Source organism: Dyadobacter koreensis, from assembly GCF_900108855.1.
In the GTDB taxonomy this organism is placed as follows: domain Bacteria; phylum Bacteroidota; class Bacteroidia; order Cytophagales; family Spirosomataceae; genus Dyadobacter; species Dyadobacter koreensis.
Genome location: NZ_FNXY01000008.1, coordinates 69,372 through 92,969 on the forward strand (window position 1 = coordinate 69,372; position 23,598 = coordinate 92,969).

General features: G+C 40.4%; 24 protein-coding genes. 9 read left to right on the forward strand and 15 right to left on the reverse strand.

Annotation, left to right across the window (positions count from 1 at the left end):
- The first annotated feature begins 34 nt into the window (after positions 1-34).
- Positions 35-889 carry a cupin-like domain-containing protein gene (locus BMY70_RS23640; protein WP_090339010.1) on the forward strand — a complete coding sequence of 285 codons (855 nt, stop codon included), beginning with the start codon at positions 35-37 and terminating at the stop codon, positions 887-889.
- Positions 890-966: 77 nt separating this feature from the next.
- Positions 967-2,985: an excinuclease ABC subunit UvrB gene (uvrB, locus tag BMY70_RS23645; protein ID WP_090339012.1), complete on the forward strand. Its 2,019-nt coding sequence runs from the start codon at positions 967-969 to the stop codon at positions 2,983-2,985.
- 25 nt (positions 2,986-3,010) lie between these two features.
- Here the strand turns inward: uvrB and BMY70_RS23650 are convergent, their stop codons facing one another.
- The 3 genes from BMY70_RS23650 to BMY70_RS23660 form a co-directional block, all read right to left on the reverse strand.
- The gene (locus BMY70_RS23650) at positions 3,011-3,310 is read right to left on the reverse strand and encodes a type II toxin-antitoxin system RelE/ParE family toxin (protein WP_090339015.1); all 300 of its coding nucleotides are present in this window, start codon (positions 3,308-3,310) and stop codon (positions 3,011-3,013) included.
- Positions 3,297-3,512, reverse strand: a complete 216-nt coding sequence (locus BMY70_RS23655; RefSeq protein ID WP_090339018.1) for a hypothetical protein — start codon at positions 3,510-3,512, stop codon at positions 3,297-3,299. The genes BMY70_RS23650 and BMY70_RS23655 overlap by 14 nt, the downstream gene beginning before the upstream one ends.
- Positions 3,513-3,605: 93 nt before the next feature.
- Entirely contained in the window at positions 3,606-4,145 is a 540-nt protein-coding gene (locus BMY70_RS23660) for a 5' nucleotidase, NT5C type (RefSeq protein ID WP_090339020.1), read from the reverse strand.
- A 121-nt stretch (positions 4,146-4,266) separates the two neighbouring features.
- On the opposite strand from BMY70_RS23660, the gene BMY70_RS23665 reads away from it, so the two are divergent.
- Entirely contained in the window at positions 4,267-5,016 is a 750-nt protein-coding gene (locus BMY70_RS23665) for a DeoR/GlpR family DNA-binding transcription regulator (protein ID WP_090339022.1), read from the forward strand.
- On the opposite strand, the gene BMY70_RS31020 is transcribed toward BMY70_RS23665, so the two are convergent.
- From BMY70_RS31020 to BMY70_RS23695, 7 genes are all read right to left on the reverse strand, one after another.
- Positions 5,013-5,168 (reverse strand): hypothetical protein, encoded by a 156-nt coding sequence (locus BMY70_RS31020; protein ID WP_177197124.1) that lies wholly within the window; start codon positions 5,166-5,168, stop codon positions 5,013-5,015. The genes BMY70_RS23665 and BMY70_RS31020 overlap by 4 nt on opposite strands.
- A 528-nt stretch (positions 5,169-5,696) precedes the next feature.
- Positions 5,697-6,476, reverse strand: a complete 780-nt coding sequence (locus BMY70_RS23675) for a 3-hydroxyacyl-CoA dehydrogenase (protein WP_090339030.1) — start codon at positions 6,474-6,476, stop codon at positions 5,697-5,699.
- A gap of 26 nt (positions 6,477-6,502) precedes the next feature.
- Positions 6,503-6,688, reverse strand: coding sequence for a hypothetical protein (locus tag BMY70_RS23680; RefSeq protein WP_090339033.1), 186 nt, complete (start codon positions 6,686-6,688; stop codon positions 6,503-6,505).
- Positions 6,689-6,709: 21 nt separating this feature from the next.
- Positions 6,710-6,874: a hypothetical protein gene (locus BMY70_RS31025; protein ID WP_177197125.1), complete on the reverse strand. Its 165-nt coding sequence runs from the start codon at positions 6,872-6,874 to the stop codon at positions 6,710-6,712.
- Between the two features lie 26 nt (positions 6,875-6,900).
- A complete protein-coding gene (locus BMY70_RS23685; protein ID WP_090339036.1) occupies positions 6,901-7,341 on the reverse strand; it encodes a DUF6934 family protein in 441 nt (146 codons plus the stop codon).
- A 168-nt stretch (positions 7,342-7,509) separates the two neighbouring features.
- The gene (ileS, locus tag BMY70_RS23690) at positions 7,510-10,941 is read right to left on the reverse strand and encodes an isoleucine--tRNA ligase (RefSeq protein WP_090339039.1); all 3,432 of its coding nucleotides are present in this window, start codon (positions 10,939-10,941) and stop codon (positions 7,510-7,512) included.
- Positions 10,942-11,178: 237 nt separating this feature from the next.
- Positions 11,179-11,994, reverse strand: a complete 816-nt coding sequence (locus BMY70_RS23695; protein ID WP_090339041.1) for a glycoside hydrolase family 16 protein — start codon at positions 11,992-11,994, stop codon at positions 11,179-11,181.
- A gap of 213 nt (positions 11,995-12,207) precedes the next feature.
- Between BMY70_RS23695 and BMY70_RS23700 the strand changes: the two genes are divergently transcribed.
- The 5 genes from BMY70_RS23700 to BMY70_RS23725 all read left to right on the forward strand — a co-directional run bounded on the left by BMY70_RS23700 (position 12,208) and on the right by BMY70_RS23725 (position 17,724).
- Entirely contained in the window at positions 12,208-13,215 is a 1,008-nt protein-coding gene (locus BMY70_RS23700) for a bile acid:sodium symporter family protein (protein ID WP_090339044.1), read from the forward strand.
- Between the two features lie 44 nt (positions 13,216-13,259).
- The gene (locus BMY70_RS23705; protein ID WP_090339047.1) at positions 13,260-13,883 is read left to right on the forward strand and encodes a DUF4230 domain-containing protein; all 624 of its coding nucleotides are present in this window, start codon (positions 13,260-13,262) and stop codon (positions 13,881-13,883) included.
- A gap of 13 nt (positions 13,884-13,896) precedes the next feature.
- A complete protein-coding gene (locus tag BMY70_RS23710) occupies positions 13,897-15,276 on the forward strand; it encodes a glutamine synthetase family protein (protein ID WP_090339050.1) in 1,380 nt (459 codons plus the stop codon).
- Positions 15,277-15,553: 277 nt separating this feature from the next.
- Positions 15,554-16,327 carry a glucose 1-dehydrogenase gene (locus tag BMY70_RS23720; RefSeq protein WP_090339056.1) on the forward strand — a complete coding sequence of 258 codons (774 nt, stop codon included), beginning with the start codon at positions 15,554-15,556 and terminating at the stop codon, positions 16,325-16,327.
- A 14-nt stretch (positions 16,328-16,341) separates the two neighbouring features.
- Complete coding sequence (locus tag BMY70_RS23725) at positions 16,342-17,724, forward strand: aldehyde dehydrogenase family protein (protein WP_090339059.1); 1,383 nt, start codon at positions 16,342-16,344, stop codon at positions 17,722-17,724.
- 82 nt (positions 17,725-17,806) lie between these two features.
- Here the strand turns inward: BMY70_RS23725 and lysA are convergent, their stop codons facing one another.
- Both lysA and pyrF read right to left on the reverse strand, forming a co-directional pair.
- On the reverse strand, positions 17,807-19,042 hold the full coding sequence (gene lysA / locus BMY70_RS23730) for a diaminopimelate decarboxylase (protein WP_090339061.1): 1,236 nt from the start codon (positions 19,040-19,042) through the stop codon (positions 17,807-17,809).
- A 54-nt stretch (positions 19,043-19,096) separates the two neighbouring features.
- Complete coding sequence (pyrF, locus tag BMY70_RS23735) at positions 19,097-19,924, reverse strand: orotidine-5'-phosphate decarboxylase (RefSeq protein WP_090339063.1); 828 nt, start codon at positions 19,922-19,924, stop codon at positions 19,097-19,099.
- 108 nt (positions 19,925-20,032) lie between these two features.
- On the opposite strand from pyrF, the gene rfbC reads away from it, so the two are divergent.
- Complete coding sequence (gene rfbC, locus BMY70_RS23740) at positions 20,033-20,575, forward strand: dTDP-4-dehydrorhamnose 3,5-epimerase (protein WP_090339067.1); 543 nt, start codon at positions 20,033-20,035, stop codon at positions 20,573-20,575.
- A 50-nt stretch (positions 20,576-20,625) separates the two neighbouring features.
- Here the strand turns inward: rfbC and BMY70_RS23745 are convergent, their stop codons facing one another.
- From BMY70_RS23745 to BMY70_RS23755, 3 genes are all read right to left on the reverse strand, one after another.
- Positions 20,626-21,306 (reverse strand): type 1 glutamine amidotransferase domain-containing protein, encoded by a 681-nt coding sequence (locus BMY70_RS23745; protein ID WP_090339069.1) that lies wholly within the window; start codon positions 21,304-21,306, stop codon positions 20,626-20,628.
- A gap of 199 nt (positions 21,307-21,505) precedes the next feature.
- Positions 21,506-22,162 carry a response regulator transcription factor gene (locus tag BMY70_RS23750; RefSeq protein WP_090339071.1) on the reverse strand — a complete coding sequence of 219 codons (657 nt, stop codon included), beginning with the start codon at positions 22,160-22,162 and terminating at the stop codon, positions 21,506-21,508.
- A 4-nt stretch (positions 22,163-22,166) separates the two neighbouring features.
- Positions 22,167-23,027 carry a sensor histidine kinase gene (locus tag BMY70_RS23755; RefSeq protein ID WP_090339073.1) on the reverse strand — a complete coding sequence of 287 codons (861 nt, stop codon included), beginning with the start codon at positions 23,025-23,027 and terminating at the stop codon, positions 22,167-22,169.
- Between the last annotated feature and the right edge of the window lie 571 nt (positions 23,028-23,598).

Genomic DNA, 23,598 nt, shown 5'->3' on the forward strand with positions numbered 1-23,598 from the left:
CTCAGTCGATTACTAATTATACTCAGTTTCTGTCATGAAATTAGTGCCCATAGAAAAGCGTACCGGACTTACCCGGGAAGAATTTATCGAAAATTATCTTAAACCAAGCCGCCCGGTTGTTTTTACAGATTTAGCAAAAGACTGGCCTGCCATGCAAAAATGGACATTTGATTGGCTTCGTGAGAACCATGGTCAAATTGAAATTCCATTGGTTGATAATCACATGCACGATGCGGATAAATATTTCCAGATAGCCAAGACCATGAAGTTTGGCGATTACTTGTCGCTTATCGAAAAAGGGCCGACGGATTTGAGACTTTTCCTTTTTGATATATTTAAAAAAGCACCATCTCTGACAGAGGATATCCGTTTTCCAACCATCATGGACGGGTTTTTGAAATATTATAAATTTGTATTTTTTGGAGGTGAAGGTTCAATTACCAACCTGCACTATGATATGGATTGTTCAAATGTATTTTTGACCCAATTCCACACCCGCAAGCAGGTTATTTTATTTTCTCCTGAGGAAAGCACAAGGCTTTATCAGCACCCATTCACGGTAATGAGTAAAGTGGATCCAATCAATCCGGATTACGAGCGCTTCCCGGCAATGAAAGGTGCGACAGGTTTTGAAACAACTTTATACCATGGCGAAACAATATTTATTCCTTCGCTTTGGTGGCACTATATCCGATATATTGATGGAGGTTTCAGTCTTGCGTTGAGAGCAAATAATTCAGTTTTTACTGCGGTTCGTGGTGGTATGAATCTTGTTCGTCACACCTTCGTAGATAAGGGTATGGCCTCTCTGTTAGGTATTGAATGGCAGCATTGGAAAGAGAAGAAAGCAGTGGAAAAAGCACAGCAGCTGATTGCTCAGGAAGCATAGAGGAATTCTGACGCATTCCGAAGAAACTATTTTATCTTTGGAATGCGTTATGATTTGTATTCCTTTTATGTTTTGATATGAATTTTGAACTAACTTCCGAATACCAGCCTACGGGAGACCAGCCTGAGGCAATCAGACAACTTTTAGAGGGAATTGCAGCCGGCGAGCCTGCCCAGACACTTTTGGGGGTAACGGGTTCCGGGAAAACTTTTACAGTAGCGAACGTCGTGGCGGAAATAAATCGTCCTACGTTGGTACTGAGCCATAATAAAACTTTGGCGGCCCAGCTTTATGGCGAGTTCAAGCAGTTTTTCCCAAATAACGCGGTTGAATATTTCATTAGTTACTACGACTACTATCAGCCGGAAGCTTTTATTTCAAGCACAAATACGTATATCGAAAAGGACCTGATGATCAATCAGGAAATTGATAAACTTCGGTTACATACCGTTTCTTCGCTTATGAGCGGACGTCGGGATGTGCTCGTCGTTGCTTCTGTGTCCTGTATTTATGGTGCGGGAAACCCGAATGAATATAAAAAGAGTATTGTAAAAGCAAAGCTCGGTGATATCGTAAGCCGAAACCAGTTTTTGTTCAGACTGGTAGAAATTCTTTACAGCCGTACTGAAGTGGAATTTGGTCGCGGAACTTTCAGAGTCAAAGGCGATACGGTCGATGTTTATCCTGGTTATGCAGATTTTGCATATCGTTTCATCTTTTTTGGGGATGAGATTGAAGAGATTCAGCGTATCGAACCGGATTCAGGAAAGAAAATTTCCAGTGAAAAAGCGGTCTCTATTTTTCCTGCCAATCTCTTCGTAACGGGACGTGATGTACTTTCTCAATCCATTAAAGAAATTCAGGATGACCTGGTAAAACAGATCAATTATTTTACCAGCAATGGAAGAGTATCAGAAGCGGAACGTGTGAAAGAGCGCACCGAATTTGATATGGAAATGATGCGGGAACTTGGGTACTGTTCAGGTATTGAAAACTATTCGAGGTATTTTGATAGAAGAATTCCTGGTCAGAGGCCTTTCTGTTTGCTTGATTATTTCCCTGAAGATTTTCTGATGGTTGTTGATGAAAGTCATGCTACTATGCCACAGCTTAAAGCGATGTGGGGAGGAGACCGTTCCAGAAAAGAAGCATTGGTAGAATATGGTTTTCGTTTACCGTCGGCTTTGGACAATCGTCCGTTAACTTTCCAGGAATTTGAGGACCTTACGCCACAAACGATTTTTGTTAGTGCAACACCGGCAGAATATGAATTAAGACGTTCGGATGGTGTTGTGGTTGAGCAGATTATTCGTCCGACAGGCTTGCTCGATCCTGAAATTGAAGTGCGTCCAAGTTTGAATCAGATCGACGATTTGTTGGAAGAAATTACAATCCGTATCAAACAAGGCGACCGCGTTCTCATCACGACTTTGACTAAAAGGATGGCCGAAGAATTGAGCAAATATCTGGATCGTGTGGGTATCAAATGCCGCTATATCCATTCGGAAGTTAAGGCTTTGGATCGGGTTGAAATTCTCCGCGAATTACGTCTGGGAGTTTTTGACGTATTGGTCGGAGTTAACCTTTTACGTGAAGGATTGGATTTGCCTGAAGTTTCTCTGGTGGCGATCATGGATGCCGACAAAGAAGGTTTTCTAAGAGATATCCGATCATTGATTCAAACAATCGGTCGTGCGGCCCGTAACGAAAACGGTAAAGTTCTGATGTATGCTGATGTCATGACTGGTTCGATGGAACAGGCCATTGGAGAAACTAATCGTCGCCGTGCTATTCAGTTGGCATATAATGAGGAGCATGGCATTACGCCAAAGACAATTCTGAAATCGAAAGAAGCGATTATGGAACAAACGTCCGTCGCCGATTCGAAACCAAGAAAAATATATGTTGAGCCATCTGAAATCCGTATAGCGGCAGATCCTGTTGTTCAATACATGGGTAAAAATGATCTACAAAAACTGATCGTTGAAACCCAGAAAAAAATGGAAAGTGCTGCAAAAGATATGGACTTTCTGGAAGCTGCGAGGCTGCGCGACGAGCTGTTGCAGTTGAAGGAGCGGGCTAAGGAGAAGGTTTAGTGTAAGAGTAAATCCGGATAAATGATTATTTAAATTTATCCGGATTTTGACTTGTGTGGAAAATAGAAATAACAAAAATTGTTTTTAATTTCTCGTCAATCCAATAACAAATCAGATATGGAAAAATCGTTAAAGGTGCAAAACGTAATTCATTTTCAGATTTAACTGCAAATTTGAATGGATTATCACTGATGCGTTTCAACGAACTGGAAACCTCGTTGAAAAATCTATTTCCTAATCCGGATTGTTTTTCATTGTACCAATCAAATGCATCTGATAATTCAATTTCAGCATCAGCAATGAGCTCTACGCTATACTGACTCATATTCTCTTTTTATTTCTTCCCAGGATCTGGATCCTATTTTACCTTCGATTAAATCTTGTTTCCGCTTAACAAGATCTGCCAGTTTTTCATCAGAAACATAAAAATCATTGTCAAGGGCAAACTTGATTTGTATTTTTTCTTCCTCATTCAAGCCTTTAATAGTCTCAATAAGTTGATCGATTGAAAGATTTACAGATACCATATTACAACATTTTGCTAAAAATCGTCAGTTTATAGTACAATATACAAAATAATGAGCTGAATATACTGTCTTATTTATAGGTTAAGGGCTATTTCAAACCACCTCAATATTTTCTTTCAATAACGCTACAGCTTCAGTCCAGTTATTAACTCTCGTGTGTTTGTTCACGTTGATATTATGGCCCGCCGTAAACAGGATTGGCATTCCCTTATGAAAATCAAGATTTTTTAAATGATCGTCAATCAGAAAGTCAGTACTGATCACACTTTTATCTCCGCAAAAAATAATATTTTTCCAGGAAATGAACGGGAAGTGTTCAGCCAGCCAGTCGTGTTTTTCCAGTAGTGAATTTGGGAATTCCATCGCCGCCGACACGATATAGATTTCAAAATCTTTCTGTATTTCTTTCAACGCCTCAACGGCACCTGCCATAAGCGGCGCATTACGGAAAAAACCGGGTTTGTATAAAAGACTTCTCGCCTTATCAGGATCGGGGAAAGCAAAATCTTCTGGTTTTCCCAACAGATCTTTTTTATCAACGCGAACACCGAATTCCTGTTCGTATAAATTTATCCAGTTCGTTTCAATATCGGCTATGACATTATCCATGTCGATGGCTACTGTTTTCTTCATTTTTCTGTTAAAGATTTTATTTTTATGCGATTTTATGCAACAAATGTAAATACTATTTGCAATAATTTGCAACTTTAATATTTAATATATTATTATATTTGCAAAAAGTTGAATTGATATTATGCTTAAAGAAGAACGGTTTCAGTTGATTCTTACTCAGCTTGGACAAGATCAGAAGGTTCATCTAACTGATCTGAGCCATGTTTTGAAAGTATCAGAAGATACGGTACGCCGTGACATTAAGGAACTTGCCGATCAGGGATTGTTAAAATCTGTCAGGGGAGGGGCTGTGCCTCACTCGCCTGGTCCGCATCGTTTTAAAGATCGCGTTGAGTATGGAAATGATCAAAAGCAAATTATTGCAAACAAGGCTTTACGTTTTCTAAAAGACGGGCAGGTTGCCATTTTTGACGGAGGAACATCTGCCATGTTAATTGCGCAGGCTTTGCCGAAAGATATTCAACTGACGGTCGTAACAAACAGCTTTCCAATCGCCAGTATTTTGGAAGAACATGAAAAAGTAGAAGTGTTATTTGCCGGCGGCAGGCTTTTGAAAAACTCCTTTGTTACCATTGGAAATGAAACGATTCAATATTTCCGAAAATTCAGAGCAGATATATGCTTTTCAGGAATATGCAGTATTCATCCTGAACTGGGTGTAACTGGTCCGGATTATGAAGAAAGTGAGGTGAAAAGAGCCATGGTTGAGTCTTCAAGGGAAATTATAGCGCTCTCTACTTTGGAAAAACTCGGAACCGCCGAGGCATATTATGTTTGTCCGACCAATCAGTTAACGACAATTATAACCGATCAGCCGGACAATCTGGATGCATTTGAAATCTATAAAGTGATGGGAATTAAAATGGTTTAGTCTTCATCTTCCGAAGTTTGTTCGATCTTATTAAAAGTATCGTCCATCGTTTTTGTTTCCTGATTTAAAACATTGGCAAAACCCAGCATATAGGCAATGGTGATATACCTGAGCCATTTTATGGCTTCGAGAATTATTTTATTGATTTTCATGATTTCTGAATTGAAGTATAAAACTAGCCGAAGACTTACTTTCCGAATAGGAAATAAAGATTATCAAAGCGAAAAATCGCTTTGCTTTTCGACAAATAGAATGTTAGAAATCGTGCAGAAGTAATATCTGCCTAGGAAATGGAACCAGGGAAATCGTCAGAGGAATTAGAAGCCTGGCTTAAGCTTCGGAAGTGAAGAATTGTAGTTTGGAGTAATTTTTGAAAAAGACAAGTTTGTCTGTTTAAGATAATTTGAACAGAATTCTCCAATCTATCTGACAATAGTTTTATTAAAAGATATTGTGAATTAAGTTTCTGATATAAATTGCTTTTTTGAGTTATTACCGAAAATGCAACAACTTTTCTCCTGCTATTGGAATTTAACTGATCAACCCGTTCAATCTGAACAGGTTTTCCAAATTGGAGATTGTTGTGATAGTACGAAATTCCGGATGACAGAAACAGAAAAAACAGCCAGCTGAAAATTGGGAGTTGTAGGTTGAAATTTTGTCTCTGTTTCATGTATTGATCATTTTGCTCCCATCCTTATTGCACCATCTAGTCGTATTACTTCAGCATTCAGCATCGGATTTTCAACAATTGATTTTGCCAACAAAGCATATTCAGATGGTTTTCCCAAACGTGATGGAAACGGTACTTGTTGCCCAAGAGAAATTCTGGCCTCCTCGGGTAAATCCATTAGTAGCGGTGTTTCAAATAAGCCCGGCGCAATGGTCATCACCCGAATCCCAGCTTTTGCAAACTCACGTGCTATTGGCAAAGTCATACTGACAATACCGCCTTTGCTGGCCGCATAAGCTGCTTGTCCAATTTGTCCATCATAAGCGGCAACAGAAGCGGTATTAATAATAACGCCACGTTCACCGTCTGCATTCGGTTCATTTTTCTCCATGGCAAAACCCGCCAAACGAATCACATTAAACGTTCCGATCAGGTTGATACGAATTGTTTTTTCAAAAGCATCGAGCGCATGGGGACCATAAACGCCATCCACTTTTCCAATGGTTTTCCGGGCAATCGCAATACCTGCGCAATTCACAACAATCTGAATCGAACCAAATAACTCAACAGCAGCATTTACAGCCAATTTTACATCGACTTCATCTGATACATCTGTTTTTACAAATTTAAGTTTCCCGGAGAATTCCTGTTCAAGTGCTTTTCCGGAAGTTTCGTTGAGGTCAAGGATAACGACATTGGCTCCCTGTGAAAGGAATAGTCGGGCGGTGGCTTCACCGAGCCCGGAAGCGCCGCCTGTGATGAGTGTTGTGGAGTTTTGTAGTTGCATGAAGTGTGAAGGCTAATTACTGTTAATCACTTGTCACTTCTATGTCGATTCAATATATGCTCCGGAATTGGATGTTTTTCTAAAAATGCGCGGGCTTCGCTAACTTTTTTCAAAACAACAGGATGCTGTGAAAGATCGGGTAGTGAATTGTCGATAATTACTTCACCATATTTAGGTGTTTTTTTACTACCCTTTGATTTTATTGATCCCATAATATTAAATTATGTCTAAAATTAATTTCTTTTAAAATGAGAAGGAATAGGATACTTTCTCAATGTTTCTTTTGCTTTTGCAGCTTTTTCCAAGGCGATTTGTGGAACGGGTAAATTGTCTAAAGAAGGATTATATATAATTCCTCCCTCGCTCTCTTTTGTGATATTTTTTTCTACAACTTTCATTTCTATGAAAATTAATTTCTTCTAAATTAAATCTTTTTTTTAATTAAAAAACCTTCAAAGTTAATATTAGGTTCGAATGGATACCATTCTCGATTTCTAAGTCCCAGTATAATCAAATCTTGATTATCAGAGTTATAGATTTTGTTTATAACAATTTGGTATAGTCTAGTTCTTGGAGAAGTACTTCCCTCAAAGTAAATTTTCCTATTTCGGTATTGGTTTAAAAACGCTGTTACAGCAGTTATCGCTGTGGCAAAAATTTCAGCCATATCACCATTGTTAGTTACTGATAAATCACTGTATTCCTGAGAAGTAGGATTGTAATCTAATAAAGCAAGATTATAAACATCATCAGCTAATAATTGGAATAAAATCACTTTTTCAAAAACACCTCGTTTGCCAACGCTCTGAAATTGAAACCGAGTATGGTCTTTATTTATATCTAGTGCGTATGGTTTATAATTCATTACTTAACAAAGCCATTAGACCTTACTGAACTGTATTTGCTACATCTAGTACGTAACACATCAAAATAAGTTACAAAACCAAAAGAAAAAAGGAGCCCCACAAAGACAAAAAATCTCTGTGAAACTCCTTTTAAACTCTTCCTAACTCTGTGTTTCCTAAACTATAAATCAGGAAACAACCTCAATTTTTACCTTCAACAAAAACTCATCCATTTCAATCTCGCTGGCAGAACCATTGAGGTCGCCTACCAAACTAAGATCCAATGCCTGAACTTCCTGACAAATATATTCTCTATTCGCAGTTACAGCACTTGCCAGCAATTCATCATTATTTTGAAGCGTGATTTTGATCTTATCTGTTACTTCAAATCCACTGTCTTTACGAAGATTTTGAACACGGTTTACGAAGTCGCGCGCGATACCTTCCAGACGAAGTTCGTCAGTAACGGTAATATCCAGTGCAACCGTCAAGCCATTTTCACTTGCAACCAGCCAACCCGGAACGTCTTCTGTGTAAATTTCAACTTCGTCAATTAAAATCGCAGCTACCGGATGAAGATCAGTGATCAAAAACTGACCGTCTTTTTCCAGTTGTTTGATTTCAGTATTGTCCCAAAGCTTGATTTTCTCCGCAACAGCCTGCATATCTTTTCCAAATTTCTTACCCAAAACCTTGAAATTTGGTTTTGCTTTTTTATGGAAAAATCCGTCGTTGTCATTGATCGCGTCAACATCCTTCACATTAACTTCCGATAAAATAATCGAAGCCACCTGATGGATCTGTCGACTTGTTTTTTCTGTCAACGCCGGAATCAAAACTTTCGAAAGCGGCTGACGTACTTTTAGTTTATGTTTTTTACGGATCGAGTGAACCAGCGAACTGATCGACTGGGCCATTTCCATGGCTTCTTCAAGGTCAAGATCGATTTCATTGTATTCGACTTTCGGCCAGTGCGACAAATGAACAGAATCGTATTTCAAATGAGAATCCGCTTTGATCAATTCTTCTCTGATTCCATCCGTCAAACTTTTGTATAACCATTCCGCAAAAAACGGAGCGATTGGCGACATCAGTTGAGAAACCGTAACCAGACAATGCTGCAACGTTTCATAAGCCGCTTTTTTATCTTCTGTCAAGCCAGCATTCTCGCTTGAAGGATTCCAGAAACGGCGGCGGTTCAAACGGATATACCAGTTTGAAAGCTGGTCCGTCACAAAATCCTGAACCAGACGTCCTGCTTTTGTCGGGTTATAATCGTCAAACTGCTCGCCAACTTCTTTGATCAGCGTATTTAGTTTTGACAAAATCCAGCGATCCAGTTCCGTTCTGCTTTCCACAGGAACAGACGTAGCTTCATGGAAATTATAACCATCCAGATTCGCATATAAAGCGAAAAAGTTGTAAGTGTTAAGCAGTGTTCCAAAAAACTTGCGCTGTACTTCCTGGATTCCGTCGATGTTAAATTTAAGGTTATCCCAAGGTTCTGCATTGGTAATCATATACCAGCGCGTCGCATCAGGACCATATTTTCCAAGTGTTTCGAATGGATCAACAGCGTTTCCAAGACGTTTGGACATCTTGTTTCCATTTTTATCCAAAACCAAACCCGTTGAAACAACATTTTTAAACGCTACCGAATCAAACAACATTCCGGCGATCGCGTGCAAAGTAAAGAACCATCCGCGTGTCTGGTCAACACCTTCCGAGATAAAATCTGCCGGATAACTTTCGTTAAATATTTCGTTATTTTCAAACGGGTAATGCCACTGAGCGTAAGGCATCGCACCTGAATCAAACCAAACGTCGATCAGATCCGGCTCGCGGAACATGATATTTCCCTGTGATGAAACAAAATAAATATTGTCAACATAAGGACGGTGAAGATCGAAATCTCCTTCGCCTAGTTTGGCAAGATATACTGAGTTGCTTTCCGTTTGTTCAGCAGAAAGTTTGCCGGAAGAATTCGCCTTTTCAAGCAATTCTTTCAACTCACTGATTGCACCGATACAAACTTCCTCTCCATCCTCACTGCGCCAGATCGGAAGCGGCGTTCCCCAGTAACGGGAGCGGGACAAATTCCAGTCAACGAGATTTTCCAGCCAGTTTCCAAAACGGCCTGTTCCGGTACTTTCCGGTTTCCAGTTGATTGTTTTATTCAATTCAACCAGTTTATCCTTCATCGCCGTCGTTTTGATAAACCAGCTATCCAGTGGATAATATAAAACCGGTTTGTCCGTACGCCAGCAATGCGGATACGTATGTTCGTATTTTTCAACCTTGAACGCCTTTCCTTCTTCTTTCAGTTTTATCGCGATCAAAACGTCTGTTGCACGGAATTCCGGATCAGCCTGTTCTTCTGCCGAGTAATATTCTGGCTTCACAAAACGGCCTGCATAATCCGTAATTTCTTTAACAAATCGTCCGCGACGATCAACGATCGGCACCTCTTTTCCGGTTTCGTCTTTCACCATAATGGCGGGAATTCCGTTCGCTTGAGAAACCCGGAAGTCATCCGCGCCAAAAGTCGGGGAAGTATGCACAACGCCTGTACCATCTTCTGTGGTTACGAAATCACCGATAATCACACGGAAAGCAGGTTTGTCTGGCTGAACGTATGGCATCAATTGCTCATATTCAACACCCTCCAGATCTTTTCCTTTGAATTCTTTCAGGACAGTCCACGGAAGCAATTTTTTATCGCTCGCAGCATAACCTTCGAAATCTCCGTCTTTTCCTTTTTCAGTGAAATATTTTCCAATCAAATCCTTCGCCAAAACCACTTCAACAGGCTCGTAGGTATAAGGATTGAAAGTTTTTACCAATACATAATTGATGTTGGCACCGACAGTCAAAGCTGAGTTTGCTGGCAAAGTCCAGGGCGTTGTCGTCCATGCCAAAATGCGCAGATCAACCAAGCCGTTAACGTCAGCAAAAACCGGATAACTTTCTACCGATTTTACCTTGAACATCGCCACAATCGTTGTATCCTTCACATCTTTATATGTGCCGGGCATGTTCAACTCGTGCGACGAAAGTCCTGTTCCCGCTGCCGGAGAATAAGGCTGTATTGTGTAACCTTTATAAAGTAAACCTTTGTCGTAAAGCTTTTTAAGCAAACTCCAAAGACTTTCAATATATTCGTTTTCGTAGGTTACGTACGGGTTTTCAAGATCCACCCAATAACCCATTTTTTCGGTAAGATCATTCCATTGGTCAGTGAATTTCATGACCGTCTGGCGACATCTTTCGTTATATTCTTCTACTGAAATTGTCTTTCCAATATCATCTTTGGTAATCCCAAGTTCTTTTTCAACCTGCAATTCTACCGGAAGTCCGTGCGTATCCCAACCTCCTTTACGCTTCACCTGAAAGCCCTGAAGAGTTTTATAACGACAGAAAATATCCTTGATTGAACGTGCCATTACGTGGTGAATGCCCGGCGTTCCGTTTGCCGAAGGCGGACCTTCATAAAAAGTAAAGGAAGGCGAACCTTCGCGCGTATCAATGGACGCTTCAAATATCTTATTGTCTTTCCAAAATTTCAGTATATCATCACCAATCTGTGGATAACTGAGGTTTTTATACTCTTTGTAGTTCATATTGGCAGTTAGCTATCAGCATGGTCCGTCACACGGTTGTCGCTTTTAAGCTTTGTTATTTGGCTTTTCCTAAATTTCAGACCGCAAATTTACGGATTTTTTGGGTGAAAGGGAAGGAGGTTTGCTAATGATTAATCGCTGATTTGATACATTATGGAATGTTTAACAGGAATTGTGGATAATTGTATCGTTCGAAGCAATCATGACAAGGCATGAAACTGAACAAGCGAATATTCATTATTTCTGATAAACCCGCACATAATCAATCTCATACCGCGCTGGAAATTCAGTTTTAGACGGATCTTCTCCATTATCACCACCAATCGCCATACCTACTAAAATATAATGTGGCTGCCGGAAAGGGTTTTTGTGCGGTTCTTTTGCATTGTATGTTTTTTCAAGGTCAATGGAATTCATCAAAAAATCATCAACATAAAGTTTGATACTTTTTTCATCCCAATCCATTCGCCAGACATGAAATTTGTTAGACCATTCCGGATCGTTGAATTCTGAAATCGGCTTTTTTATAGTGCTCCAGATACCTTTCCATTTTTCCATAGAACCCCATACCGCATTAGCCAGGATGGTTCCGCGATAATATTCCATGATATCAATTTCTCCGTTTTCCGGCCATTCGCCTTCATTTCCTAATGTCCAGAAGGCTGGCCACATACCAGCACGGGTGTCTATTTTAGCCTTCATTTCAAAACGACCATATTTAAAACTTTGCATTCCCTGTGTTATAAGGCTCGCCGAAGTATAATGTGCAGAACTTCTTTCCTCTTTCCAGTTTTTATTTCCGGCAACAAAATTTGGATTTTTTACCTCTTCCCGGCGCGCTTCGATAATGAGCATTCCGTCTATACAAAAAGCATTTTCGGCCTGATACCATTGCTCCTCGTGATTTCTGACGAATCCTTTTTCCGCCTTCCAGGTGTTGGGGTCAGGTTTTCCGTCTACACTAAATTCATCAGACCAAACGAGTTTCCACTGGGCCTTGGCGGACAAATTAAAGAGTATTAATAAAATAATAAATGGGTAACTGATTTTCATTTTGTAGCGTTAAAAAATTAGGAGTTTGATTTTATCGGCTATGATAACAGATTATTCCTGATCGAACAACCAAGCCTGAAAGATTTAAATCAGTTATATTTCATTGTCAAAAGAACCGATTGATTTTTTAATTTCTGAACAGAATTTTGGAAAGAAAATTTATTAATAATCTAAAAATCTTGGTTTCACATTTCGGAATTGAGTAAAAATGAGATGAATAAAATCGCAAGTATAGCAAAGAAAGCAGGTTTGGATGGCTTTCTATTATTGCTTATAAGTATGATTGGCTTGGCCTATATATGGCCATATCCAGGAATGAAATCAAGTCCGGTGCCTTTGGGGGATATTGCGACTTATGGTGTTTCGGTTGTTTTTTTCTTTTACGGATTAAGACTTAGTCCGGAAAAATTACGTGCGGGATTATCCAACTGGCGCCTGCATGCTATGATCCATCTTTCTACTTTTGTTTTGTTTCCGTTAATAGCCCTGGCCTGTCGCCCGCTTTTTGTTGGAGAAGAAAATGAAATGCTCTGGTTATCCATTTTTTTTCTTACAACACTTCCTTCAACGGTTTCATCCGCAGTAGTTATGGTTTCTATTGCAAATGGAAATATTCCAGCAGCTATTTTTAATGCCAGCATATCGAGTTTGATGGGCGTTTTTATCACACCGCTATGGATGGGATTGGTGCTTGACACGGCTTCAGGGCACTTTGATTTGATGGGAGTAGTCGGAAAATTGTCTTTGCAAGTAGTATTACCAGTGGCTCTGGGATTATTTTTGAATAAGAAATGGGGGTATTTTGCTGAAAAAAATAGAACAAAAATCCGGTATTTCGACCAATCTACCATTTTATTGATCGTTTACACCTCATTTTGTGAATCTTTTGGTGAGCATTTATTTAGTGGATTTGAGATTAAAGATATTGTACTTTTAGGAATAGGAATGATTTCTTTGTTTTTTCTGATCTACATGGTGCTGACTTTTTTTAGTCGGTTGTTGAATTTTAATAGAGAAGATGAAATAACAGCAGTATTTTGTGGTTCGAAAAAATCTCTGATTCAGGGAGCTGTCATGTCAAAAGTTTTATTTTCCGGCGCAGCTTATGCAGGTGTCATGTTATTACCTATTATGCTTTATCATGCGTTACAACTAATTGCAGCCAGCGTCCTGGCGCAACGAATGGCCAGAGAAAGTTTGAAAATTACAGATTCTGAGTAGTTATCGCGGTTTGATAAAGAGAGTTTTTCATTAAAAAGACATTTATGCGTTTAATTCCATTCCTAATCCGATTTATTTTATTCGTACTTATTCTGGTCGGATTAAAGTCAATGTGGGATAATTTCAGTACGGGAGACTGGATTCCGGGCTGGATTTCAGGAAAAGATAAGACGGAGACGGTTCACACTTTGGTGCTGGAAGAGATGACATCAATGGGTAAACTGGAACTGGTAAAATATAATTTTAAAGATGTGGTGGAACAGGAAGTTGTCAAAACCTGGCTTCCAAATGCAAAAGCAGTAATAATCGTCCAGGGCGAAGCAATTGGTTGTGTGGATTTGACAAAAATTGAGATTGCTGATATAACCTCTGAAGAAGAAATTTTAGTAGTGAACATGCCTGAACCGGAATTATGTGTTTTCAAAATTGACCACGAACATTCAAAGGTTTATAATACGGAATATGCTTTTATGGAAGAGGGTAAACTTGTGAATGAGGCATTTTTACAAGCCGAAAAGCAAATTCAGAAGTCGGCCCTGGATATGGGGATTTTAGAACAGACTAAGGAAAATGCAACGAAAATATTAACACCCATGCTTGAAAAAGCGTCGGGTAAAAAGGTTATCTTAAAATTTCCGATGAGTACGAAAATAGATAAATTACGCTAACAACCACTTTCTTATGCCCGTCAAAGGATTTCTCACACAGGAGGATTTTGAAAAAAAAGTTGATCTTGAAGAAATAGAGACTGTAATCGTAGGATTTACAGATCATTACGGGCGTCTGTTGGGAAAACGGGTAGACGCTGAATATTTCATCGAAAGTGTTCTGAAATCGGGAACGCATGGCTGTGATTATCTGCTGACAACGGACATGGAAATGGAGCCGGTTCCAGGGTATACTTATGCCAATTGGGAGTTGGGCTATGGAGATTTTCATATGGTGCCTGATTTGTCAACCTTGCGAATGGCTGATTGGCTTGAAAAAACGGCGTTGGTCATTTGTGATATTTTCGATGAAAAAACACATGCTTCGGTCTCAGTTGCTCCACGTTCTATTCTTAACAAACAACTTGCCAATGCGAATGATTTTGACGGTTTGAAATGTTTTGCAGCGTCTGAACTGGAATATTACCTTTTGGAAAATAGCTATAAAGATGCGTTCCAAAAGCATTACCAGGATTTAACACCGGCCGGATATTACCTGGAAGATTACCATATTCTGCAAGGAACCAGAAATGAAAAATTTACCTCCACGGTAAGAAGGCATTTGAAAAATTCAGGTATTGCCATCGAAACTTCGAAAGGAGAATGGGGTTTGGGACAGCATGAATTAAATGTGAAGTATGCGGAGGCATTGCCAATGGCTGATAACCATGTTGTATACAAACAATGTATGAAAGAAGTTGCGGATGCCATGGGTTTTTCAGTGACTTTCATGGCAAAGTTTGCAACGGGACAAGCTGGTTCCAGCAGCCACATCCATATGAGTTTGTGGAAAGATGGTAAAAACGCTTTTGCTGGTGATCAGCAATTCGGGCCTGTAAAAGGTTCTGATATCTTTCGATGGTTTTTGGGCGGATGGATAAAACATGTGCCCGACGTTATGCCGTTTTACGCACCGACAGTGAATTCATACAAGCGTTTTGTCGACGGCTCCTGGGCTCCGACGCGGCTTGCGTGGAGTTATGATAATCGCACAGCTGGTTTTCGCGTTGTGGGGCATGGAGCAAGTCTGCGTATCGAATGCCGGATTCCAGGAGCGGATTGTAATCCCTATCTGACTTTTGCAGCATCACTTGCGTCGGGTTTGGCTGGGATAAAAAATAAGATTGAACCCCCGGAGTGTTTTGTCGGTGATATATACGCAGCGGCGCATTTGCCAAGAGTTCCTTATACACTGGCCGAAGCAACAGCTCTTTTTGAACAAAGCACATTTGCTAAGGAGACTTTTGGAGAGGATGTGGTGAAGCATTATTCACATTTCTTTAAAACGGAGCAGAGAGCCTACGATATGTCGGTTACGGATTGGGAGCGGAAGCGGTATTTTGAAAGAATATAGGAGAAATTTAACAGTTAAGCGGAGGCTCCGCTGGAGCCGGAATTTTATCTGGCAAAAATATATAAACGGGACGGTCCTAAGGAGCGGGATTTTAAGGAAATTTATTGAATGGAATTAATATTTGGAGCCAGGAATTGTCCAGCCACTTAGCGGCTTCCTGTTTATAGAATGGGACTAATCCTAGCCAATGTCTGGCTCCGTAGGAGCCTCCTTGAAAAACCAGAAAATTTATATCGATAATAAACTCAATTACTATAATTTTAAACAACACCATCCAATGCGTTTAGAAAACAAAGTCGCCCTCATCACAGGTGGAAGTGGTGGAATCGGCCGGGAAACTGCTCTTTTGTTTGCAAAAGAAGGAGCAAAAATTGTTGTTACAGATGTCAATGACGAGGCCGGGCAGGAAACGGCTGATATGATCACAGCAGAAGGAGGCGAGGCTTTTTATCTTCACGCTGACGTATCCAAGGCTGCTGATTGTGAAGCAATGGTAGCGTTTACCGAAGAAAAATTTGGAAAGTTAAATGTCATGTTCAACAACGCTGGGATCATGCACAGCGATGATGATAATGCTGTGACGACGGAAGAATCCATCTGGGATCTGACGATGAATATTAATGCAAAAGGGGTTTTTCTTGGCTGTAAATATGGTATCCCGGCTTTGCAGCGCGCAGGAGGGGGTTCCATTATCAATACTGCTTCATTTGTAGCCATTTTGGGTGCTGCCACGCCACAAGTCGCATATACAGCCAGTAAAGGTGCCGTTTTGGCACTGACTAGAGAATTAGCGATTATCCATGCACGTGAAAATATTCGTGTTAACGCATTATGCCCTGGCCCGCTTCGGACAGAATTGCTGATGAAATTTTTGAATACAGAAGAAAAAAAACAACGCCGTTTGGTACATATTCCTATGGGCCGGTTTGGAGAAGCAAAAGAAATGGCTTCGGCAGTTTTGTTCCTAGCATCAGACGAATCCTCGTTTGTCACAGGAACTGACTTTTTGGTTGATGGCGGAATCACTTCTGCTTATGTAACTCCTCTGTAAATTCACGGATTATTATGCAAAAAACAATCAGTCCGGTCGATGGATCCGTGTATCTTGAACGGCCTTTGGCAACAGACGAAATGACAGAAAATGCTTTGGCAAAAGCGACCGAAGCGCAAAAAAAATGGAAAAAAACAACGGTTGAAGAGCGCGCCGATTTTTGTCTCAAAGCGGTTGAATATTTTCTCGATCACGCAGATGAAATAGGTTTAGAATTGACCTGGCAAATGGGCCGTCCGGTTCGTTATACCGCCAATGAGATTCGCAGGGGATTTCAGGAACGGGCAAAATATATGATTTCAGTTGCTGGACAAGCTTTGGCTGATGTTGAGGTTGAGGAAATAGCAGGATTCAAGCGGTTTATCAGGCGTGATCCGGTGGGTGTTGTCTTTGTAGTTGCTCCATGGAATTATCCCTACCTGACTTCTGTAAATTCTGTTATTCCGGCAATTATGGCGGGAAATGCAGTTGTCTTAAAACATGCTCAGCAAACACCACTTTGCGCCGAAAGATATGCCGAAGCGTTCGCTTATGCAGGTTTGCCGGATGGTGTTTTTCAATATCTACATTTAAGCCACGAACAAGTGGCAACGGTTATTGCTGACCCTCGTACGTCGTATGTTGCCTTTACAGGTTCCGTAGAAGGAGGACACGCGGTTCAGAAATCAATTAACGAACGGTTTATTGTGGGCGGACTGGAATTGGGCGGTAAAGATCCGGCCTATGTTCGTGCAGATGCTAACCTTGCCGATGCGGTCGAAAATCTTGTGGACGGTTCATTCTTTAATTCCGGCCAGTCGTGTTGTGGTATTGAACGGATTTATGTTCATGAAGATGTCTATGAAAAGTTTGTTGAGGAATTCGTCGCGCTAACAAAGACCTACACTTTGGGTGATCCGCTTAGCACTGATACAACCTTAGGCCCAATGGTGAGAACTTCCGCTGCTGCTTTTGCTCAAAAACAAATTGATGAAGCCGTGAGTCAGGGAGCGAAAGCCCTAATTGATACCTCACTTTTTCCCGCTCATAAAGAAGGTACTCCCTATATGGCACCGCAGGTTCTGGTCAATGTAAATCATACCATGCAGGTGATGACGGAAGAAACTTTTGCTCCGGTTGTTGGAATTATGTCGGTGAAAAGTGATCAGGAAGCGATTCAACTAATGAATGACAGTCAATACGGCTTGACGGCCTCTATCTGGACAAACGATATTGACGCAGCTTTGGAAATAGGGGCGCAGGTTGAAACCGGAACGTGGTTTATGAACCGCTGTGATTATCTGGACCCTGCTCTTGCCTGGACCGGTGTTAAAAACTCTGGTAGGGGGGTTACGCTATCAAAAGTTGGATATGAAGCTTTGACAAAAGCAAAATCTTTCCACTTGAAAATAGGGTAAGTTACGCAGAGGATTGGGAGGTAAAAGAGTGCCGCAGAGTTTCAGTTATTGTCAACTCTGCGGCACTCTTTTTTACTCCGTGTTACTCTGTGAAACCGACCTGTGTAAGCAGCAAGTCTTCCAAAGTTTCGCGTCTTCTAACGAGTTTTGCAACACCGTTATCAATTAAAACTTCTGCCGGGCGGAAGCGGGCATTGTAATTTGAGCTCATGGTGAAGCCGTATGCACCTGCGTTTAAAAATGCCAGAACATCTCCCTGACGTACTTCTGGCAACGGACGGTCGGTTGCGAACGTATCCGTTTCGCAGATATAGCCAACTATTGTATAGTCTTTTTTCTCTCCTGCCGGATTTGAAATGTTCAGAATATGGTGATAAGAACCGTACATCATAGGTCTTATCAGATGATTTAAACCAGAGTCTATATGGACAAATGTGCGCGCGGGATCTTCTTTAACCACGGTAGTGTTTACCAATAAATAACCACATTCGCTTACCAAAAACTTCCCTGGCTCAAACCATAATTGTAGTTCACGTCCATATTTTTCACAGAAATTTTTGAAACGTTCGGAAATTTTATTCCCCAAAAGCTGCATATCTGTGATTGGGTCATTGGGTTTGTAAGAAACTTTAAAACCTCCGCCCAAGTCAATAATTTCAAGGTCTGGGAATTGCAAAGCAGCTTCAAAAACAATATCTGCTACCTGCAAAAATGGTTCGGCATCTTTGATGTCGGAACCTGTATGTTGGTGTAAACCAATGACTTTAATATCGTATTTTTTTACAACTGTCAGAATCTGATCTAAAAGCAACACTGAGATTCCGAATTTGGAATCAGCATGCGCTGTCATGATTTTGATGTTGCCGCCTGCTGCTACATTTGGCTTCAGACGAATCAGACATGGTTTTGTATTTCCATACGTCTGTCCAAACCATTCCAACAAAGGAATACTGTCAACATTTACAATAGCACCTGCTTCAACCGCCGTTTTTACTTCATGAAAGGGCACTCCGCTCGGCGTAAAAGTGATTTGTCCGGTATCATATCCTGCCAGTTTACCCATTTCAAGTTCACCTGTTGAAACGACATCTAATTCAACACCTATTTCACGCATTAAACGTAAAATAGCCAGATTGGTGTTGGATTTACAGGCAAATTTAATTTTCATGTTAATACCAGAAAAAGCGTTTTGTAATTCCTGGGTTTTACGACGGATTGTGCCGCCGTCATAAACATAAAGTGGACTTCCGTACTGCTCAACAAGCTGAATTGGGTCAATATTTTGTATCGTATATGAATTTTGTTCTGAAAGATGCATTGGGAAATTATATTGTATAGTACCAAAAATGAATGTTGTAAAAACTGAAACTGATTACTGACAATACTCGTCAAGATAAATAGCCATTTCCTTTTGCAGCGTCTGAGCCTCTTCCTTTGCCTTTTGAGCAAAATCCAGACCGCTGCTGGCATAAATAATACTTCTAGAAGCGTTCACAAGAAGTCCGCAAGATTTGTTCATACCATAACGAGACACTTCTTCGAGATTTCCACCCTGTGCACCTACACCCGGAACGAGTAAAAAATGCTCAGGAACGATGGTGCGGATATTGGCAAGATCATGTGCTTGCGTTGCGCCAACCACATACATCATTCGGTCATGTCCTGCCCAGGTTTGTGAAGTTTTCAAAACCTGTTCGTATAACAAGCCTTCATCGGTTTCAAGCCTTTGAAAATCAGATCCTCCTGCGTTAGATGTTAGCGCTAAAAGAATTACCCATTTTCCTTCAAAATCAAGAAACGGTGTTACCGAATCGCTTCCCATATACGGCGCGACCGTAACCGAATCAAAATTCAAACCCGAGGAAGACGGATCGAAAAACGTACGGGCATAAAGTCCTGATGTATTTCCGATATCACCTCTTTTTGCATCGGCAATAGTAAAGTGGCTTTTTGGAATATACTCAACCGTTTTTTGCAAACTTTCCCATCCTTTCGCGCCCAGGGCTTCATAAAAAGCGATATTTGGTTTATATGAGACGCAATAATCTGCTGTGGCGTCAATAATCTGCTTATTAAATTCAAAAACTGGATCGCTCTCTTTTTGCAAATGAGCAGGGATTTTACGTATATCGGTATCAAGGCCGACACAGAGGTAGGATTTCTTTTGGGAAATTTGGTCAAAAAGCGCTTCGTATGTCATGTTATTTCGAAATAATGTGCCGAAATTACAACGTCTGCAAATAGATTCATAAATTTGAGCGCACATTAAATTGTTACAATCTTAAAAAGGGTAATTTTAAAAGTCATTATGCAGATCCGTGAAACATCTATTGCCGGTTTAGTTGAAATTTTCCCACGCGTTTTTCAGGACGACAGAGGATTTTTCTTTGAATCGTACAATGAAGAATTGTTTAAAAAACTTGGCTTGCCAACAAACTTTGTTCAGGACAACCAGTCATTTTCGATAAAAGGCGTTGTGAGAGGGCTGCACTTCCAAAACGCACCGTTTGCTCAGGGAAAACTTGTTCGGGTTATTTCTGGCCGGGTTTTAGATGTGGCAGTGGACATTCGTCCTGATTCTCCAACATTCGGGAAACACGAGGTTTTTGAATTACGAAGTGATACCAACAATATGGCATACATCCCGGAAGGTTTTGCACATGGTTTTGTAGCATTGGAAGATTCTGTTTTTAGTTATAAATGCACAAATGTTTATAACAAAGGAGCTGAGTCGGGCCTGTTATGGAACGACCCGGATTTGGGAATTGACTGGGGCGTTGAAAATCCGATTGTCTCTGAAAAGGATATTATTCTGCCGACTTTCAAAGCACTTTTTGAAAAGCAGCTTTAAGAAATATATTTAACAAAAGAGCGTTCAAACCTAATCTTTGAACGCTCTCTTTATTTTTCAAATAACTCTTCCAGAGCTTTTGAAGCTACTTTTCTTGCGGAATTTGGATTTTGTCCCGTAATCAATCTTTCGTCCATTTCGATAAATTCTACGAATGGAATCATCGCTTTGGTATAATGCGCGCCCCTCTCCTTAAGCCTGTCTTCCAGATGAAACGGCACTTCGCTGACAAAACTCATCAGTGTCTCTTCAACATGAGAAAATCCGGTCACGTATTTATCTTGGATAAGAAAATTTCCGTCAGAGAGCTGCACATTCAACAATCCGCTTACGCCGTGACACACCGCGGTGACCATACCGTTGTTTTCGTAAATCCTTCTTGTAATATTTTGTAACTCGGTATTGTCCGGGAAATCCCACATTCCTCCATTGCCGCCTGTAAAATAGATAAGACGGTACTCCCGCGCTTCGATATCGGACGGTTTTAAGGAGTTTTCAAACTTGGAGAGAAACACAGGGTCTGTAAGATATTTCTGATTGATTTCATCTTTTAAATCCATACTTCGCTCATCCACTGGAATGGCCCCGCCGTTTGGACTTACAATATCTACCAAAACTCGCCTGGCTGTCATTAAATCATAAAAATGAGTCAATTCGCTTAGCCATAATCCTGTTTTTCCTGTTTTAGTCGGGTAGGTGTTGTGGTTGGTACAAACGATAAGTACTTTCATCTGTTAATGATTGAATGAGAGAATTTTGGATGATTGAATGCTGGCAATTCATACCATTCCTGGTGTACGTACTTTGTCGGTACGGTTTCGAAAGATAAAAATAAAATGAGTGGAATGTAAAAGTTACAGCAAGATTTATAATGGGCAGCCCAGCGCAAAAAAATACTTTTACGCAATAAATGGTAATACCTGAAAACTATTAAAGAAGCTGGTTTTTATAAGCAAATGCGACAGCGGCGGCAGTGGATTTAGTGCCTGTCTTTTCTAATACCCTCAGTCTATGGCCTTCAACGGTGCGGATGCTGATGAATAATTTATCGCTTATTTCTGTTGTCGATAATCCATCGCAAATCAGTTGAAGAACTTCTTTTTCACGTGCGGAAAGAGCCACATTTGAGGAATTTGGAAAAAAGGGATGCTTGTTAGGCTGGCGGTTCACCATCTTCCGGTGCATAGCCTTCGAGACAAAATCATTATAGTAGAATCCTTCTTCTGATACACGTCGGATTGCTTTTTCAACTTCATCCGGGCTGGTATCTTTTAGCAGATATCCCTGAACTCCTTTTTCCAGCATGTGAATGACAAAACGGTCTTCGTTATACATCGAAACGACGATAATCTTAATGTCAGGAAATCGTTCGAAAGCAAGTTCTGTCGCCTGAATTCCATCCATAACTGGCATTTGCAGATCCATGAAAACGATATCCGGCATATTTCCGGGAAGCTTGTCAAGCAATTCCTGGCCATTTGCCGCTTCCAGCACGAAATCAAAATCAGGGATATTACTCAGCATGGAAATAAATCCTTTTCTGAATAATTCATGATCGTCTGCAATGCCAAGTTTCAAGGTTTTCATACTGCTAAATTATCGCTTTTTCTCGGCGAAATGGATGTAAAGGTTCTGGTTTAGTCGCGGCGGCAGGTACTACCGGTATCTGGGCATATGCTTTACAGCCGCCTATTACAGGTTTTTCGTAAGTGATTGTTCCATCCACGATCGCCAGCCGGCTCTCTATTCCAAGCAAGCCCAGGCCTGCCAGGTTATTTTCCTTAATCATCTCAGGATCAAACCCGATACCATTGTCGGTAACCAGAAGTCTGATTATTTTGCTATTGATCTGCAAGTTAATTTCAATCTGCGAGCATTGCGAATGCTTGATCGAATTGTTTACAAGTTCCTGCATAATCCGGTAGACCGTAAGTTCAACTTTCTGACTTTGGCGAGGAGCATCTTCTGTATTGGAATGAAAAGAAAGTTTTAAGTTGTTATCCTCTTCAAGTTTGCTGATAAATTCTTCTATGGCAGCGGCCAATCCAAACCTTTCTAGTGTAGTAGGTACCAGATCGCGTGTAATCCGGCGCACATGAAGAATGGTTTCCTCCAAAAGCGATTGGGATTTTCGCATAATCTGATCCTCCTTTACTCCACTGTCGACGATCAGTTTGCTGAGTTGGTTTAAGCTAAGTTTGGTAAGCGACAACATAGTCCCGATATCATCATGGAGATCCTGCGCAATACGGCGTCGTTCCGTTTCTTCGGAGTTTAAGGCAGTATCGAGCAGCAGACGCTGATAGTCTTTTTCAACTTCGCGAAGTTTCTTTTCTTGTGACAATTGACGTTTCTGATAGAACATAACGAAAAGGATCACAAAAAATGCCATCATTAACATTGCCATAGTTGCAATTAGTAAAGCCCACTTTAATTCATCACTTTCGAGCATAATACCGCACAGAAAAGATCCAAGTACCGACACCAAAAAGTATCATTGAGATACTTTCGAAAATATAAGGGATATGCTGTAGAAAACCTATATCGATTTTATTATTCCATTTTTCAGTATAACTCAAAATTGGGGCAATAAAAAGGGTGGTGGAATAATACAACAATAAACCTGAACATACCCAAAAGAAAGGGAACGTCAATATGTTAGGGATTTTGAGCGCCTGAATTGTTTGGTGAAAAAACAAAAGTACCCAAAAAAGCATTAAAAGGCTTTCCAGAGTGGTTGCATAAAGTACCATACGATGATTATGCAAATCTGAAAGTAATGGATTAACGTGCAAAAAATCCCAAATAAAAAATAATATGAACAGACCTACGGATATCAAGATGCCAGTTTTAAAAATCTTCATATCCATTTTATAATAGAACATACCACTTAAAAGCGTGTAACGAATGGGGACGCCGATATTGTAGTATAAAATATTATTTACTCTTATGGATGCGTAATGAAACATTACCAGGTCAATGCATAATTTTAAAATTAGATAGACGAAAAGCAGCTTAAATGC

Bases quoted from the DNA above. Each gene is read 5' to 3' on its own strand.
- BMY70_RS31025 (WP_177197125.1), bottom strand. From the start codon at position 6,874: ATGAAAGTTGTAGAAAAAAATATCACAAAAGAGAGCGAGGGAGGAATT.
- BMY70_RS23720 (WP_090339056.1), top strand. From the start codon at position 15,554: ATGCGTTTAGAAAACAAAGTCGCCCTCATCACAGGTGGAAGTGGTGGA.
- BMY70_RS23700 (WP_090339044.1), top strand. From the start codon at position 12,208: ATGAATAAAATCGCAAGTATAGCAAAGAAAGCAGGTTTGGATGGCTTT.
- BMY70_RS23675 (WP_090339030.1), bottom strand. From the start codon at position 6,476: ATGCAACTACAAAACTCCACAACACTCATCACAGGCGGCGCTTCCGGG.
- BMY70_RS23755 (WP_090339073.1), bottom strand. From the start codon at position 23,027: ATGCTCGAAAGTGATGAATTAAAGTGGGCTTTACTAATTGCAACTATG.
- ileS (WP_090339039.1), bottom strand. From the start codon at position 10,941: ATGAACTACAAAGAGTATAAAAACCTCAGTTATCCACAGATTGGTGAT.
- BMY70_RS23750 (WP_090339071.1), bottom strand. From the start codon at position 22,162: ATGAAAACCTTGAAACTTGGCATTGCAGACGATCATGAATTATTCAGA.
- rfbC (WP_090339067.1), top strand. From the start codon at position 20,033: ATGCAGATCCGTGAAACATCTATTGCCGGTTTAGTTGAAATTTTCCCA.
- BMY70_RS23725 (WP_090339059.1), top strand. From the start codon at position 16,342: ATGCAAAAAACAATCAGTCCGGTCGATGGATCCGTGTATCTTGAACGG.
- BMY70_RS23710 (WP_090339050.1), top strand. From the start codon at position 13,897: ATGCCCGTCAAAGGATTTCTCACACAGGAGGATTTTGAAAAAAAAGTT.
- uvrB (WP_090339012.1), top strand. From the start codon at position 967: ATGAATTTTGAACTAACTTCCGAATACCAGCCTACGGGAGACCAGCCT.
- BMY70_RS23650 (WP_090339015.1), bottom strand. From the start codon at position 3,310: ATGAGTCAGTATAGCGTAGAGCTCATTGCTGATGCTGAAATTGAATTA.
- BMY70_RS23640 (WP_090339010.1), top strand. From the start codon at position 35: ATGAAATTAGTGCCCATAGAAAAGCGTACCGGACTTACCCGGGAAGAA.
- BMY70_RS23655 (WP_090339018.1), bottom strand. From the start codon at position 3,512: ATGGTATCTGTAAATCTTTCAATCGATCAACTTATTGAGACTATTAAA.
- BMY70_RS23660 (WP_090339020.1), bottom strand. From the start codon at position 4,145: ATGAAGAAAACAGTAGCCATCGACATGGATAATGTCATAGCCGATATT.
- lysA (WP_090339061.1), bottom strand. From the start codon at position 19,042: ATGCATCTTTCAGAACAAAATTCATATACGATACAAAATATTGACCCA.
- BMY70_RS31020 (WP_177197124.1), bottom strand. From the start codon at position 5,168: ATGAAAATCAATAAAATAATTCTCGAAGCCATAAAATGGCTCAGGTAT.
- BMY70_RS23705 (WP_090339047.1), top strand. From the start codon at position 13,260: ATGCGTTTAATTCCATTCCTAATCCGATTTATTTTATTCGTACTTATT.
- BMY70_RS23680 (WP_090339033.1), bottom strand. From the start codon at position 6,688: ATGGGATCAATAAAATCAAAGGGTAGTAAAAAAACACCTAAATATGGT.
- BMY70_RS23685 (WP_090339036.1), bottom strand. From the start codon at position 7,341: ATGAATTATAAACCATACGCACTAGATATAAATAAAGACCATACTCGG.
- pyrF (WP_090339063.1), bottom strand. From the start codon at position 19,924: ATGACATACGAAGCGCTTTTTGACCAAATTTCCCAAAAGAAATCCTAC.
- BMY70_RS23665 (WP_090339022.1), top strand. From the start codon at position 4,267: ATGCTTAAAGAAGAACGGTTTCAGTTGATTCTTACTCAGCTTGGACAA.
- BMY70_RS23695 (WP_090339041.1), bottom strand. From the start codon at position 11,994: ATGAAAATCAGTTACCCATTTATTATTTTATTAATACTCTTTAATTTG.
- BMY70_RS23745 (WP_090339069.1), bottom strand. From the start codon at position 21,306: ATGAAAGTACTTATCGTTTGTACCAACCACAACACCTACCCGACTAAA.